The sequence below is a fragment of the Chitinimonas sp. genome (genome assembly GCF_041904975.1).
Taxonomy (GTDB): Bacteria; Pseudomonadota; Gammaproteobacteria; order Burkholderiales; family Chitinimonadaceae; genus Chitinimonas.
Genome location: NZ_JAYRLZ010000106.1, coordinates 1 through 13,822, shown reverse-complemented (window position 1 = coordinate 13,822; position 13,822 = coordinate 1). Strand labels below are relative to the sequence as shown.

Below are 13,822 nucleotides of genomic sequence, written 5' to 3'. Positions count from 1 at the left end.
AGGTGATCGAACCGGTCTTGGTCGAGGTGATACGCTCTTGCAGGCGACCCATTTCGTCGGCCAGCGTAGGCTGATAACCCACGGCGGACGGCATACGGCCCAGCAGGGCGGACACTTCGGTACCGGCCAGCGTGTAGCGGTAGATGTTATCCACGAAGAACAGCACGTCACGGCCCTTGCCGTTTTCGTCCTTCTCGTCGCGGAAGTACTCGGCCATGGTCAAGCCGGTCAACGCAGCGCGCAGACGGTTGCCTGGTGGCTCGTTCATCTGGCCGTACACCATGGCCACTTTCGAGTCGGCCAGGTTGTCCAGCTTGATAACGCCCGAGTCAGCCATTTCGTGATAGAAGTCGTTACCTTCACGAGTACGCTCACCCACACCGGCAAACACCGACAGACCCGAGTGAGCCTTGGCGATGTTGTTGATCAGCTCCAGCATGTTCACGGTCTTGCCCACACCGGCGCCACCGAACAGACCCACCTTGCCGCCCTTGGCGAACGGACAGATCAGGTCGATCACCTTGATACCGGTTTCGAGCAGGTCAACGGTCTGGTTCAGCTCGTCGAACTTCGGGGCCTTGCGGTGGATGGACCAGCGCTCTTCAGCGACCACGGGACCAACTTCGTCCACCGGGTTGCCCAGCACGTCCATGATACGGCCCAGCGTGGCCTTGCCAACCGGTACCGAGATCGGGTTGCCGGTGTTCAGCACGGGCAGGCCGCGCTTCACGCCATCGGTGGAACCCATGGCAATGGCACGGACCACACCGTCGCCGAGCTGCTGCTGAACTTCCAGCGTCAGTGCCGGTTCGGCCAGCGTCAGCGCGTCAAAAACCTTTGGCATGGCGTCGCGTGGAAATTCCACGTCAACCACCGGGCCAATGATTTGCACGATTTTACCTTGGCTCATCGTTGCATTCCTTTACAGGAGGCAGCGCCGACATCGGCCGGCACTGCCGTTTTACTTCTAATCCCACTCCCCCCGCTCGCTTGCCGGCGAGGGAATCTCGCTGACGCGCGTCAGTGACGTCGAAGTGGTGCTTTAGGTATTACATTCCGCGCGATCAAACTGCTGCCGCACCGGCGACGATTTCCGACAGTTCCTTGGTGATGGCTGCCTGGCGGGTCTTGTTGTAGACCAGCTTGAGCTCATCAATCACCGTTCCGGCGTTGTCGGAAGCGGCCTTCATGGCCACCATCCGTGCGCTTTGTTCGGAAGCGATGTTTTCGGCCACTGCCTGATACACCAGCGCCTCGATATAGCGAATCAGCAGATCGTCGATCACCACCTCAGGAGCCGGTTCGTAGATGTACTCGAACGGGTGCTCGCTGACCGGCTTCATGCGATCGGCGGGCACCGGCAGGAGCTGTTCCATCACCGGTTCCTGCCGCATCGTGTTGATGAAGCGGGTGTAGACGATATGCAATTCGTCGATCTGGCCGGCCATGTATGCGTCGAGCATGACCTTGACCGGGCCGATCAGTTTGTCGAGGTGCGGCGTGTCACCAAGTTGCGTGACGTGCGAAACCACATGCGCATGGGCGCGCTGCATGAAGCCGAAGCCCTTGTTACCGATGGCGGTGACATCGACTTCGATGCCGGCCTGATTCCAGGCCTTCATCTGGTTCAGTGCGGTGCGCAACACATTGGTGTTGAGGCCACCACACAGACCCTTGTCGGTCGTTACCACGATAATGCCGGCACGCTTCACTTGCGTACGCTTGGTCAGGAAAGGATGGGCGTAGTCCTGCAGAGCCTGAGCCAGATGGGCGGTGACATTACGGATCTTCTCACCGTAAGGACGTGCCGCCTTCATCCGGGCTTGGGCCTTGCGCATCTTGGACGCGGCCACCATTTCCATGGCGCGGGTGATCTTGCGCGTGTTTTGCACGCTCTTGATCTTGTTGCGAATTTCTTTGCCGCCTGCCATGACTTGACCTTTCTCTCGTTAGATCAAATCAGAAAGCGCCGTTGGCCTTGAACGACTTGATGGCTTCCGCCAGCTTCTTGTCGTTGTCGCCAGACAGCTCACCCTTGCCGTCCATCTCAGCGATGATTTCGGCATGGTTGGCCTTCACATAGGCATACAGTGCGGATTCGAAAGCCAGAGCCTTCTCGACCGGCACATCATCGGCCAGGCCCTTTTCCACGGCGTACAGGGTCACGGACAGCTGCGACACCTTGAACGGCGCGTATTGGCCTTGCTTCAACAGTTCAGTCACCAAGCGACCGCGATCGAGCTGTTTGCGGGTGGCTTCGTCGAGGTCGGAAGCAAACTGGGCAAACGCTGCGAGTTCACGGTACTGGGCCAGGGCGGTACGGATACCACCGGCGAGCTTCTTGACGACCTTGGTCTGGGCTGCACCACCGACGCGCGACACCGAGATACCGGCGTTGATGGCGGGGCGGATACCGGCGTTGAACAGGTCCGATTCCAGGAAGATCTGGCCGTCGGTAATCGAGATCACATTGGTCGGCACGAAGGCGGACACGTCACCGGCTTGCGTTTCGATGATAGGCAGAGCGGTCAAAGAACCGGTCTTGCCCTTCACGGCGCCGTTGGTGATCTTCTCGATGTAGTCTTCGTTCACGCGCGATGCACGTTCCAAGAGACGCGAGTGGATGTAGAACACGTCACCAGGGTAGGCTTCGCGGCCCGGCGGGCGGCGCAGCAGCAGCGAGATCTGACGGTAGGCCACGGCTTGCTTGGACAAGTCGTCGTATACGATCAGCGCATCTTCACCGATGTCGCGGAAGTATTCGCCCATGGCGCAACCGGCGTACGGCGACAGGTACTGCATCGCGGCCGATTCGGAAGCCGAGGCAGCAACCACGATGGTGTGGTCCAGCGCGCCGTGCTCTTCCAGCTTGCGCACCACGTTGGCGATCGACGACGCTTTCTGGCCGATGGCAACGTAGATACAGGTAACGCCGTTACCCTTTTGATTGATGATGGCGTCCAGCGCAACGGCAGTCTTGCCGGTCTGACGGTCACCAATGATCAGTTCACGCTGACCACGACCAACCGGCACCATGGCGTCAATCGCCTTGATACCGGTTTGCAGCGGCTGCGACACCGATTGACGGGCGATAACGCCAGGGGCGATCTTTTCGATCGGGCTGGTGCCCGAAGCGTTGATCGGACCCTTGCCGTCGATAGGCTGACCCAGGGCATTGACCACGCGGCCACGCAGCTGCGGGCCGACCGGCACTTCCAGGATACGGCCGGTACACTTGACTTCCTGGCCTTCCGAAATGTGCTCGTAGTCACCCAGCACCACGGCGCCGACCGAGTCGCGCTCGAGGTTCAGCGCAAGGCCGAAGGTGTTGCCGGCAAATTCCAGCATTTCGCCCTGCATCACGTCGCTCAGGCCGTGAACGCGGACGATACCGTCAGTCACCGAGACGACGGTGCCGGTGGTGCGCGATTCGGCACCAGCGGACAGGTTCTGAATCTTGCTCTTGATCAGCTCGCTGATCTCAGACGGATTCAATTGCATGATTGCACTCCAAATTGGGTGTTGCCCGGGTTGCTTGCCCAGCTCGTTTCCGGTTACTGGGCAAGGCGGGCCGACAGGGCTGCCAGCTTGCCACGCACTGAGGCATCGATCACGTCGTCACCGATCGTCATCTTTACCCCGCCAATCAGCTCGGCATCGACGCTGACGGTGGTTTCAACCTTCTTGCCTACGCGCTTGGCGAGGATCGCTCGGATCTCTTCCACTTGCGCGCCGGTGAGTTCGAAGGCCGACTCGATGTGCGCAGTGACCGAACCTTCTTCTGCCGCCTTCAATTGCTCGAACAATTCGGCAATGTAAGGCAGCAGGACAAAGCGATGGCTTTCCAGCACGGCAGCAAGGAAATTGCTGACTTGCAGGTTGGCGCGATCGCCGAGCAGTTCGGTCAACAGCTGTTGCACCTGGCTCGCGGAGAACTTCGGATTAGCGGCGAACTCCACCGCCAGCGGGTCGTGCGCAGCGGCGGCAAGCACCGCCAGCGCGTCCGACCAGGACGGCAGGCTGTTCGTCTCCTTCGCGAGGCGGAATACAGCCTCGGCGTAGGGTCTTGCGACGGTAATGAGTTCAGCCATGAGCGTTTATAGCTCCGTTTTCAAAGCGGACAGCAAGTCAGCGTGACGCGCTGCATCCACTTCGCGGCGCAGGATCTGCTCGGCGCCGGCAACTGCCAGGGCCGACACCTGCTGACGCAGGGCTTCCTTGGCTTGGTGGATTTGCTGGTCAACTTCCGACTTGGCACCGGCGATCAGGCGGTCACCTTCGACGCGGGCAGCGTCCTTGGCTTCTTCCACGATCTGGCTGGCGCGCTTGTCAGCTTGGGCAATGATCTCGGCCGCTTGCGACTTGGCCTTGCGCAGTTCCTCAACCGCCAGCTTTTCAGCATTGGCGAGGTCGTGCTTGGCGCGGTCGGCCGCAGACAGGCCGTCTGCAATGCGACGGGCTCGCTCGTCGATGGCGTTGGTCAGTGGAGGCCAGATGAACTTCCACGTAACCAGGACCAGGACCGCGAACACCAGCGCCTGCAGGAACAGGGACGCATTAATGTCCATGGGATAACCCTTTACTCGTTGAAAATCAGGTAGTCAGCAAAAACCGATTACTTGATTGCGGCGAGCAGCGGGTTACCGGTGGCGAAGAACATGCCAACACCGACGGCGATAATGAAGATGGCGTCAACCAGACCGGCAATCAGGAACAGCTTGGGTTGCAGGGCAGCGGCGGATTCTGGCTGACGTGCTGCGCCTTCCAGGAACTTGGCACCAACGAGGGCAACGCCAATGGCAGCGCCAACACCGGCCAGGCCAATCATCAGGCCAATGGCGATGACGGTGAAGCTTTGAACGTTAGCGATCAGGGCGACGTGGTCCATTTACAACTCCTAAGACAATGATGGAAAGGAAAGGTGAAACAAAACGGAAAATCAGTGCTCTTCAACGCCCATTGCGCAGTACACAATGGTCAGCATCATGAAGATGTAGGCTTGCAATACAACGATCAGGATGTGGAAGATCGCCCACACCGAGCCGGCCAGCAGATGGCCTGCGGCCAGTGCCAGCGAGGAGCTGTTGCTACCGGTCCAGGCGGCACCCATCAGGGCGATCAGCATGAACAGCAGCTCACCGGCAAACATATTGCCTGCCAACCGCAGTGCCATCGACAGGATGCGTGAACCGTATTCGATCAGCTGCATCAGGGCATTGATAGGCAACAGCAGCACGACCATCAGCGGGTTTTCGGCATGGAACGGCGCGGTGAAGAATTCCTTGATGAAACCGACGATGCCCTTGGTCTGGATGCCGAGCAGGATGGAAATCATCACCACCGACAGCGACATGGCCAGGGTCATATTGATATCGGCAGTCGGCACCACCTTGAAGTGTTCGATACCGAAGGCGCCCATTACCTTGGCGGCCAGATCGACCGGCAGGAAGTCCATGGCGTTCATCAGCACGATCCACACGAACACGGTGAGCGCCAGCGGGGCGACCAGGGTGCTCTTGCCATGGAAGATTTCCTTGACGCTGCCGGCGACCATTTCCACGATCATTTCGACAAACAGCTGGAAGCGACCGGGCTTGTCTACCGAGGCGCGACGCGCCACCAGGCCGAACAGGCCGACAAAGACAAAACCGAGCACCAGCGATACCCAGAAGGTATCCAGGTGAAAGGTCCAAAAGCCGCCGTGGTGTCCGCCGGAACTTAAGTTAGCCAGGTGGTGACTGATGTATTCCGCCGCATTGGCGGGTGCTTTTTGTTCAGCTTCCATAGTCTTCTGCGTGAGTTACTTAAAAATCAGTACCAGCCAATAGGCAGCCAGGGCCGCCATGGCAGCGCCCAGGAACCAGAGCGCATTGGACCCGAAGGCAATCAGGCCGGCGAGCATCAGCATCAGCGCGGCAATGATCTTGGCAATCTCGGCGGCAAAAAAGCGGCCGAGCATGTCCTTGGGTGAAGAATTCTCACTGCTAGTCAGTGCAATCCGCCGATAGACCCATACGGCGGCTATCTGGCTCAAGCCGCCAAACAAGGCGGCGAGCATGGCCCGCGGGCCGGCGATAAAAAATGCTGTTGCGGTAACCAGCCCCGAAAGGCCCGACATCGCCAACAGCACGGCACGGATTTGTTTACGCAGCTTGTCGGCAAGCGACAGGGGGCGTGAAAACTGCCGGATAGTAGCGTTGTCTTGGTGCATAGGTCAAGCCAGAGGCCCGAAAACAGGGCGTAATGGCCTGTTTTTTCGGGGAAATTCAAACAAGGGTACGGCGCAGCCAAAACCGCACCGTCGGGTAACTTACTGGCGCAGCAGGGCAAGCAGGTTGTCGAGCTGGTCGAGCGAGCCATACTCGATGGTCACCTTGCCCTGCCCTTTCTTGTTGGCGGCGATCTGCACCTTGGCACCGAGCTTGTCCGACAGGTCTTCCTGCAGGCGCGACAGATCGGGATCGATGCGTTTTTCCGGCTTGTTGCCCGCATCCGGTTTGCCGGCCTGAATCGCCTGCACCAGCTTTTCGGTTTCGCGCACGCTGAGCTGGCGTTCGGCCACCAGGCGAGCGGTTTCGATCTGCTTGAGCACCGGCAGGGTGAGCAGGGCGCGGGCGTGGCCCATGTCGAGCTGGCCCTGCAGCAGTAGTTCACGCACCGGCTCGGCCAGGTTCAGCAGACGCAAGAGATTGGTGACATTGGAGCGCGATTTGCCCACCGCGTGGGCGCAGGCTTCGTGGGTCATGCCGAATTCTTCGATCAGGCGCTGCAGGCCGGCAGCTTCTTCCAGCGGATTGAGGTTCTCGCGCTGGATGTTCTCGATCAGCGCCATCACCAGCACCGCCTCGTCGGCTACCTTGCGCACCACGGCCGGAATCTCGGTGAGGCCAGCCTTTTGCGAGGCGCGCCAGCGGCGCTCGCCGGCGATGATCTCGTAACGGTCCACGCCGATTTCGCGCACCAGCACCGGCTGGATCACCCCCTGGGTGCGAATGCTTTCGGCCAGATCAGCCAGCGCATGCTCATCCATATGGGTGCGTGGCTGGTATTTGCCGGGCTGCAGATAATGAACCGGCAGGGTCTTGAGTGCTTCTTCGACAGGGGCAGTGGCGCCGAGCAGGGCATCAAGCCCGCGGCCCAGACCTTTGAGTTTGGCCATCTGTTCTACCTTTTGATTCTTTGGATCAGCTCGGTGGCCAGTTCCTGGTAGGCCAGGGCGCCGCGCGAGGATTTGTCATACGAGAAGATCGGGCGACCGAAGCTTGGCGCCTCGGCCAGCCGGATATTGCGCGGAATGACGGTATGGAACACCTTGTCGCCGAAATGCTGGCTGAGCTGCGCCACTACCTGTTGCGCCAGTGTCGAGCGCGGGTCGTACAGGGTGCGCAGCAGGCCGTCGATCTCGATTTTCGGGTTCAGTGCCTGGCGCACCTTGCGCAAGGTGTTCACCAGATCGGTCAGGCCTTCCAGCGCGTAGTATTCGCACTGCATCGGAATGATCACGCCATCGGCAGCGGCCAGGCCGTTCACCGTCAGCAGGTTCAGGGCTGGCGGGCAATCGATCAGGATAAAGTCGTAGTGTTGCCGTGCTGCAGCCAGCGCCTCGCGCAGCCGTAGCTCGCGATGCTCCAGCTCGATCAGCTCGACCTCGGCGCCGCCCAGCTCGCGGTTGGCAGGCAATACCGAGAATTCATGCTCGGTGGCCACGCAGACATCGTCGAAGCTGGCGTGACCCAGCAGCAGGTGATAAACGCTGCGGCTCAAGGCATGTTTGTCGACGCCGCAGCCCATGGTGGCATTACCCTGCGGGTCGAGATCGACCAGCAATACCCGCTTGCCGCCCTGTGCCAGCCCTGCCGCCAGGTTGACCGCCGTGGTGGTCTTGCCGACGCCGCCCTTCTGATTGGTGATTGCAATGATGCGACTCATGCCGGCTCCATCCACACCATGCAACGCTCGGCATCCAGCCCCGGCACCTGCAGCGCCTCGATCGCGCGTACGGCGGTAGTGGCTGGCAGGGCAGCGATTTCCTCGAAGGGATGCACGCCTTTCAAGGCGGCCCATGCTGCCCCCGGCGCCAGCAGATGGCGGGTCAGGGTGACAAAGTCCTTCAGGTCGGCAAAGGCGCGCGAGGTGACGATGTCGAAACCCTCCGCAACCGGCACGTTTTCTACCCGGTCACACAGCACCGTGACATTGCCAAGGCCGAGCTCGATCACCGCCTGGCGCAAAAAGGTGGTCTTTTTCTGGTTGCTGTCGAGCAGGGTGATCTGCCAGTCGGGGCGGGCAATGGCAAATGGAATGCCGGGCTGGCCGCCGCCGCTGCCGACATCGAGCAGCTTCGCGCCGCTACGGCCAGACAGATGGCGATCGATCGGCAGCAGGGCGGCCAGGCTGTCCAGCAGATGATGCGACACCATGCGGTCTGGCGCGGTGATGGCGGTCAGGCTGAAAGTCTTGTTCCACTTGGTGAGCAGGCCCAGATAGGCGAGCAGGCGGGCGATGCAGGCATCGTCCAGGCTCAGGCCCAGCTGTGCCAGGCCCTGTTTCAATTGTTGTTCTTGTGCTGCGACTGTCATGCGCTCTTTTGCGAGTGGTTGTCTTGATCGGCGGGGGCTTTGGTGCTGCGCTTGAGGTGCACCAGCAGCAGGCCGATGGCGGCCGGCGTCATGCCTTGCAGGCGCGATGCCTGGCCCAGGGTTTGCGGGCGGTGCTGGCTGAGTCGCTGCTGCACTTCACGGCTCAGGCCCGGCACCTTGCCGTAGTCGAGGCTGTCGGGCAAGGGCAGGTCTTCAATATCGCTGCGCCGCGCCACCTCATCTTTTTGCCGCTCGACATAGCCGGCGTACTTGACCTGGATTTCCACCTGCTCGGCAACAGCCTCATCGCTGACGCCCTCGCCAGCGATGGGCAGGGTGTGCAACAGGCGGTAATCGACATTGGGGCGGCGCAGCAATTGCTCCAGCGTGTATTCGCGCTCGATGGCCTGTCCGAATACGCGATCGGCATCCTCTAAGCTGATCAGGCGCGGGTTGGCCCAGGTCGAGCGCAACCGTTCCAGTTCGCTGGCGACCGCATCGCGTTTGCGGCAGAACAGCTCCCATTGCGCATCACCAACCAGGCCCATGTAGCGGCCGGCTTCGGTCAGGCGCAGATCGGCATTGTCCTCGCGCAATTGCAGGCGGAATTCGGCGCGGCTGGTAAACATGCGGTAAGGCTCGGATACGCCACGGGTGATCAGGTCGTCGACCAGCACGCCCAGATAAGCCTGGTCGCGCGCCGGCGTCCAGCCATCCTTGCCTTGCACCTGCAGGGCTGCATTCAGGCCGGCGAACAGGCCTTGCGCTGCTGCCTCTTCATAACCGGTGGTGCCATTGATCTGGCCGGCGAAGAACAGCCCGCCTATCGCCTTGCTCTCGAACGTGGCTTTCAGCGCACGCGGGTCGAAGTAGTCGTATTCGATGGCATAGCCGGGACGCAGGATATGGGCATTTTCCAGGCCACGGATCGAGCGCACCGCCGCCAGCTGGATATCGAAGGGCAGGCTGGTGGAAATGCCGTTCGGATAGAACTCATGGGTATCCAGCCCTTCCGGTTCCAGGAAGATCTGGTGGCTATCCTTGTCGGCAAAGCGGTTGATCTTGTCCTCAATACTTGGGCAGTAGCGCGGGCCCACGCCTTCGATGACGCCAGTGAACATGGGCGAGCGATCGAAACCAGAGCGAATGATGTCGTGGGTGCGGCTATTGGTATGGGTGATCCAGCATGGCAGCTGCTGCGGATGCATGGCGCGGTTGCCGCGCACCGAGAATACCGGTGTCGGATCGTCGCCGGGCTGGGCTTCCAGCAGGCTGAAGTCGATGCTGCGACCGTCGATGCGCGGCGGCGTGCCGGTCTTCAGGCGACCGACCGGCAGCTGCAATTCGCGCAGGCGGCTCGATAGCGTTACTGACGCAGGGTCGCCGGCGCGGCCACCGACATGGTTTTCCAGGCCGACATGGATCTTGCCGGCGAGAAAGGTGCCGGCGGTCAGCACCACGGTGGGCGCGGCAAAGCGCAGGCCGATCTGGGTGACCACGCCGACTACCCGTTCGCCTTCCACCACGATATCGTCAACCGCTTGCTGGAACAGGGTGAGGTTGGGCTGGTTTTCCAGCATATGGCGGATGGCGGCCTTGTAGCGCACCCGGTCGGCCTGGGCGCGGGTGGCGCGCACGGCGGGGCCCTTGCTGGAATTGAGGGTGCGGAACTGGATGCCGCTCATATCGGTGGCCAGCGCCATGGCGCCGCCCAATGCATCGACTTCCTTGACCAGATGGCCCTTGCCGATGCCGCCGATCGATGGGTTGCAGCTCATCTGGCCCAGCGTTTCGATATTGTGAGTCAGCAACAGTGTGCGCACGCCCATACGGGCGCTGGCCAGCGCCGCTTCGGTGCCGGCATGGCCGCCACCAATCACAATTACATCGAACCGTTCCGGAAAAAGCATGGCAAGTGCCTGAAAACTAAGGGCAAAGGGCGGCTATTCTACGACAAATCGTTATGTTGCGCAGCAGCATTTGGCCGAACGCTTGCTGGTCCGGCCAATCAACGCCGAAACGGCAATAGCTGCGCCAGCCGCGCCACTACGCTATAAAGCCGGTATTCCCGTTAATTTCTGTTGCAAAGCAATCCCATGAGCGCCTATCTCGTCTGGTTCGTCCTGGCTGCCGTGCTGGCAGGGCTCGAACTATTGTCCGGCACCTTTTATCTGCTGCTCTACGGTCTGGCATGCGCGATGGGGGGCTTGCTGGCCTGGGCCGGGGCGGGCGAGGCCTGGCAATATGGCTTGAGCGCCGTGTTTGCCGTGGCCGGCACCATCTGGCTGCGCCGCCGTAAATTTCTCAAGCCGGCTGAAACCAGCGAATCACTCGATATCGGCCAGCGAGTATCGGTAGAGAGCTGGACTGGCGAAAACACCGCCAGGGTGCGCTACCGCGGCACCGGCTGGGATGCCGAGCTGGCTGCGCCGCTTAGCGCCGGCAACAGCACCGATACGGTTGCCCTGTTGGTCGGTACCGCCAGCCTGGCCGATCGGCCCAGTGTGCTGTTTATCGTCGGCCAGCGCGGCAATACCTTGCTGGTGGTCGATCATCTCGAACCCAAGCCGGTCGATAGCGGCCCCGTACAACCTCATTAAGCGGAGTACCTGATGCCTTTAGCCTTGATCGTCTTTGTTGTTGCACTGATCTTCGTCGTAAAAGCGGTCAAGCTGGTGCCGCAGCAGCATGCCCTGGTGCTGGAACGTCTTGGGCGGTTTCATGCCATTCTCAATTCCGGCCCCAATGTGGTGATCCCGTTTATCGACCGGGTGGCGTTTCGCCATGATCTGCGCGAAATCCCGCTCGATGTGCCAAGCCAGATCTGTATCACCAAGGACAATACCCAGCTGCAGGTCGATGGCATCTTGTATTTCCAGATTACCGATCCACAGCTGGCCTCTTATGGCTCGTCCAACTATGTGATCGCCATCACCCAGCTGGCGCAAACCACCCTGCGCTCCATCATTGGCCGGATGGAATTGGATAAAACCTTTGAAGAGCGCGATCACATCAATGCCGGCGTGGTGGCGGCCCTCGATGAAGCAGCTGCCAACTGGGGGGTGAAGGTACTGCGCTATGAAATCAAGGACCTGACGCCGCCGAAGGAAATCCTGCACGCCATGCAGGCGCAAATTACTGCGGAGCGGGAAAAACGTGCCCTGATCGCCGCATCCGAAGGCCGCAAGCAAGAGCAAATCAATATCGCCACCGGCAAGCGTGAGGCGCAAATCCAGGAATCGGAAGGCGAGCGGCAAGCCGCCATCAATCGCTCGGAAGGCGCCAAGCAGGCGGCGATCAATCGCGCCGAGGGCGAGGCGGAGTCGATCCGGCTGGTGGCGGTGGCGACCGCCGAGGCGATCCGTTCGGTAGGTCTGGCGGCTGGGCAACCGGGTGGTATGGAAGCGCTCAATATGAAAGTGGCGCAGCAATATATCGATGCCTTTGCCCGTCTGGCCAAGGAGGGCAATACCCTGATCCTGCCGGCCAATGCCGGCGACGTGGCTGGGCTGGTTGCCACCGCCATGAGCGTGGTGAAGCAGCAGCCGGGCAAGTAGCCGGGCAGCCCGGACACGCGGCCTTGCTGCGGGGCATGCTTGCGGGCTGGAAAAAACCGCCGCTCGCCTCCTACACTGTACGAGTCAGCCTTTGCCACCGGCAAAACCATCGCCGCACAAATCCGCAGGAGTTGTCATGTCCAGCCAGAAATACCGCTTGATCACCCGCAGTGACTTCGACGGCCTGGTTTGCGCCGTCCTGCTCAAGGAGCTTGATCTGATCGACGACATCCTGTTTGTCCACCCCAAGGACATGCAGGACGGCAAGGTGCAGGTATCCGCCACCGATATCAGCACCAATCTGCCCTATGTGCCGGGCATTCATCTCGCTTTCGATCATCATCTGTCCGAAACCATCCGCAATGAAAAGCAGGACAATCACATCATCATCCCGTCTGCTCCATCGGCGGCGCGGGTGGTGTATGAGTATTACGGCGGCAAGAAGGCCTTCCCGCGGGTGCGGGAAGACATGATGGAGGCGGTGGACAAGGGCGATTCGGCCGACTTTACTGCGGATGAAATCCTCAGCCCGGAAGGCTGGGTGCTGCTCAACTACCTGATGGACGCCCGCACCGGGCTTGGGCGTTTTCGCGATTTCCGGGTCAGCAACTACCAGCTGATGATGGACCTGATCGACTACTGCCGCACCCACGGCATCGAAGACATCCTCACCCTGCCAGACGTGCGCGAGCGGGTGGAACTGTATTTCGACCATGAGCCGCGCGCCAAAGAGCAGATCCTGCGCTGCACCACGGTACATGGCAATGTTGCCGTGCTGGATCTGCGCAACGAGGAAACCATCTACGCCACCAACCGCTTTATGATCTATGCCCTGTTCCCCGAGACCAATATCTCCATCCATGTGATGTGGGGCCGCGACAAGATCAACACGGTATTTGCCATCGGTAAATCGATTCTCGATCGCAGCTCCACCACCAATGTCGGCGAGCTATGCCTGAAATACGGCGGCGGCGGCCATGGCGCGGCCGGCACCTGCCAGGTTGATAATGCCCAGGCGGCCGAGGTGCAGCAGGCCTTGATTGCCAAGATCAATGCCGACGGTTAAGGAGGCTCTGAACGAATCGAGTTTTCAACTTGAGTAGCAGGTCCCGGGAAAACCGGGACTTCTCCGGTAGTGAGTAAGCTATTGATTCCTCGTAGATCTAACCCTCTCCCTCCGCCCCCGCGGGGGAGCCGCGCTTTTAGCGCGCAAGTGGATTCGTTCAGAGCTTCCTTAAAACACGGGCAATTCAATCCAGGCGCCGGCAATAGCCGGCGTTTTTCATGAAAGCGTTCAATGGCAAAGCACAATGAATTTGTCAGCTGGCTATGCGAGCAACTGGCGCCCATGGGCAGCATTACCGCCCGTGCCATGTTTGGCGGCTGGGGGATTTACTGCGATGGGCTGATTTTTGCCATCGTCGATGACGATGTCTGCTATCTGAAAGCCGATGCCGACACGATAGGCGGGCTGAAAGCGGCAGGCAGCGCGCCATTCCATTACAGCATGAAGGACGGCAAAGTGATGGAAATGGCCTATTGGCGCGTGCCGGATGCGGCGCTGGAAGAGCGCGACGAGCTGCTGCGCTGGGCGCGCGATGCGCTGGCAGTATCGCTGCGTGCCAAGGCTGCAAAGCCGCCGAAAAAGACCAAGAAGATTTGAACGAATTGCAGTAATGCTTGGAG

Annotated in this window: 16 protein-coding genes; 4 read left to right on the top strand and 12 right to left on the bottom strand. The window is 60.5% G+C overall.

The window, feature by feature from the left end:
- The 12 genes from atpD to mnmG all read right to left on the bottom strand — a co-directional run.
- Positions 1-910 (bottom strand): F0F1 ATP synthase subunit beta (gene atpD, locus ACE3OH_RS11605; protein WP_374352439.1); only part of this gene is annotated, 910 nt, incomplete at its 3' end.
- 154 nt (positions 911-1,064) lie between these two features.
- Positions 1,065-1,931, bottom strand: coding sequence for a F0F1 ATP synthase subunit gamma (atpG, locus tag ACE3OH_RS11600; RefSeq protein WP_374352436.1), 867 nt, complete (start codon positions 1,929-1,931; stop codon positions 1,065-1,067).
- Between the two features lie 28 nt (positions 1,932-1,959).
- On the bottom strand, positions 1,960-3,501 hold the full coding sequence (atpA, locus tag ACE3OH_RS11595) for a F0F1 ATP synthase subunit alpha (RefSeq protein WP_374352433.1): 1,542 nt from the start codon (positions 3,499-3,501) through the stop codon (positions 1,960-1,962).
- A 53-nt stretch (positions 3,502-3,554) separates the two neighbouring features.
- Positions 3,555-4,091 (bottom strand): F0F1 ATP synthase subunit delta, encoded by a 537-nt coding sequence (locus tag ACE3OH_RS11590; RefSeq protein ID WP_374352430.1) that lies wholly within the window; start codon positions 4,089-4,091, stop codon positions 3,555-3,557.
- A gap of 6 nt (positions 4,092-4,097) precedes the next feature.
- Complete coding sequence (locus ACE3OH_RS11585) at positions 4,098-4,568, bottom strand: F0F1 ATP synthase subunit B (RefSeq protein WP_374352427.1); 471 nt, start codon at positions 4,566-4,568, stop codon at positions 4,098-4,100.
- A gap of 47 nt (positions 4,569-4,615) precedes the next feature.
- Positions 4,616-4,870 carry a F0F1 ATP synthase subunit C gene (atpE, locus tag ACE3OH_RS11580; RefSeq protein WP_374352444.1) on the bottom strand — a complete coding sequence of 85 codons (255 nt, stop codon included), beginning with the start codon at positions 4,868-4,870 and terminating at the stop codon, positions 4,616-4,618.
- A gap of 69 nt (positions 4,871-4,939) precedes the next feature.
- On the bottom strand, positions 4,940-5,785 hold the full coding sequence (gene atpB, locus ACE3OH_RS11575; RefSeq protein WP_374352424.1) for a F0F1 ATP synthase subunit A: 846 nt from the start codon (positions 5,783-5,785) through the stop codon (positions 4,940-4,942).
- A 15-nt stretch (positions 5,786-5,800) separates the two neighbouring features.
- Entirely contained in the window at positions 5,801-6,130 is a 330-nt protein-coding gene (locus tag ACE3OH_RS11570) for a hypothetical protein (RefSeq protein WP_374352421.1), read from the bottom strand.
- Between the two features lie 180 nt (positions 6,131-6,310).
- The gene (locus ACE3OH_RS11565) at positions 6,311-7,159 is read right to left on the bottom strand and encodes a ParB/RepB/Spo0J family partition protein (RefSeq protein WP_374352418.1); all 849 of its coding nucleotides are present in this window, start codon (positions 7,157-7,159) and stop codon (positions 6,311-6,313) included.
- A gap of 5 nt (positions 7,160-7,164) precedes the next feature.
- Positions 7,165-7,929 carry a ParA family protein gene (locus ACE3OH_RS11560; RefSeq protein WP_374352415.1) on the bottom strand — a complete coding sequence of 255 codons (765 nt, stop codon included), beginning with the start codon at positions 7,927-7,929 and terminating at the stop codon, positions 7,165-7,167.
- Positions 7,926-8,579 carry a 16S rRNA (guanine(527)-N(7))-methyltransferase RsmG gene (gene rsmG, locus ACE3OH_RS11555; protein WP_374352412.1) on the bottom strand — a complete coding sequence of 218 codons (654 nt, stop codon included), beginning with the start codon at positions 8,577-8,579 and terminating at the stop codon, positions 7,926-7,928. Before rsmG ends, ACE3OH_RS11560 begins: the two co-directional genes overlap by 4 nt.
- Positions 8,576-10,489, bottom strand: a complete 1,914-nt coding sequence (mnmG, locus tag ACE3OH_RS11550) for a tRNA uridine-5-carboxymethylaminomethyl(34) synthesis enzyme MnmG (RefSeq protein ID WP_374352409.1) — start codon at positions 10,487-10,489, stop codon at positions 8,576-8,578. The genes rsmG and mnmG overlap by 4 nt, the downstream gene beginning before the upstream one ends.
- A 186-nt stretch (positions 10,490-10,675) precedes the next feature.
- On the opposite strand from mnmG, the gene ACE3OH_RS11545 reads away from it, so the two are divergent.
- From ACE3OH_RS11545 to ACE3OH_RS11530, 4 genes are all read left to right on the top strand, one after another.
- A complete protein-coding gene (locus ACE3OH_RS11545) occupies positions 10,676-11,179 on the top strand; it encodes an NfeD family protein (RefSeq protein ID WP_374352406.1) in 504 nt (167 codons plus the stop codon).
- A gap of 12 nt (positions 11,180-11,191) precedes the next feature.
- On the top strand, positions 11,192-12,136 hold the full coding sequence (locus ACE3OH_RS11540) for an SPFH domain-containing protein (protein WP_374352403.1): 945 nt from the start codon (positions 11,192-11,194) through the stop codon (positions 12,134-12,136).
- A gap of 136 nt (positions 12,137-12,272) precedes the next feature.
- Complete coding sequence (locus ACE3OH_RS11535; protein WP_374352400.1) at positions 12,273-13,202, top strand: exopolyphosphatase; 930 nt, start codon at positions 12,273-12,275, stop codon at positions 13,200-13,202.
- A gap of 231 nt (positions 13,203-13,433) precedes the next feature.
- The gene (locus ACE3OH_RS11530; protein WP_374352397.1) at positions 13,434-13,799 is read left to right on the top strand and encodes a TfoX/Sxy family protein; all 366 of its coding nucleotides are present in this window, start codon (positions 13,434-13,436) and stop codon (positions 13,797-13,799) included.
- The last annotated feature ends 23 nt before the right edge of the window (positions 13,800-13,822 follow it).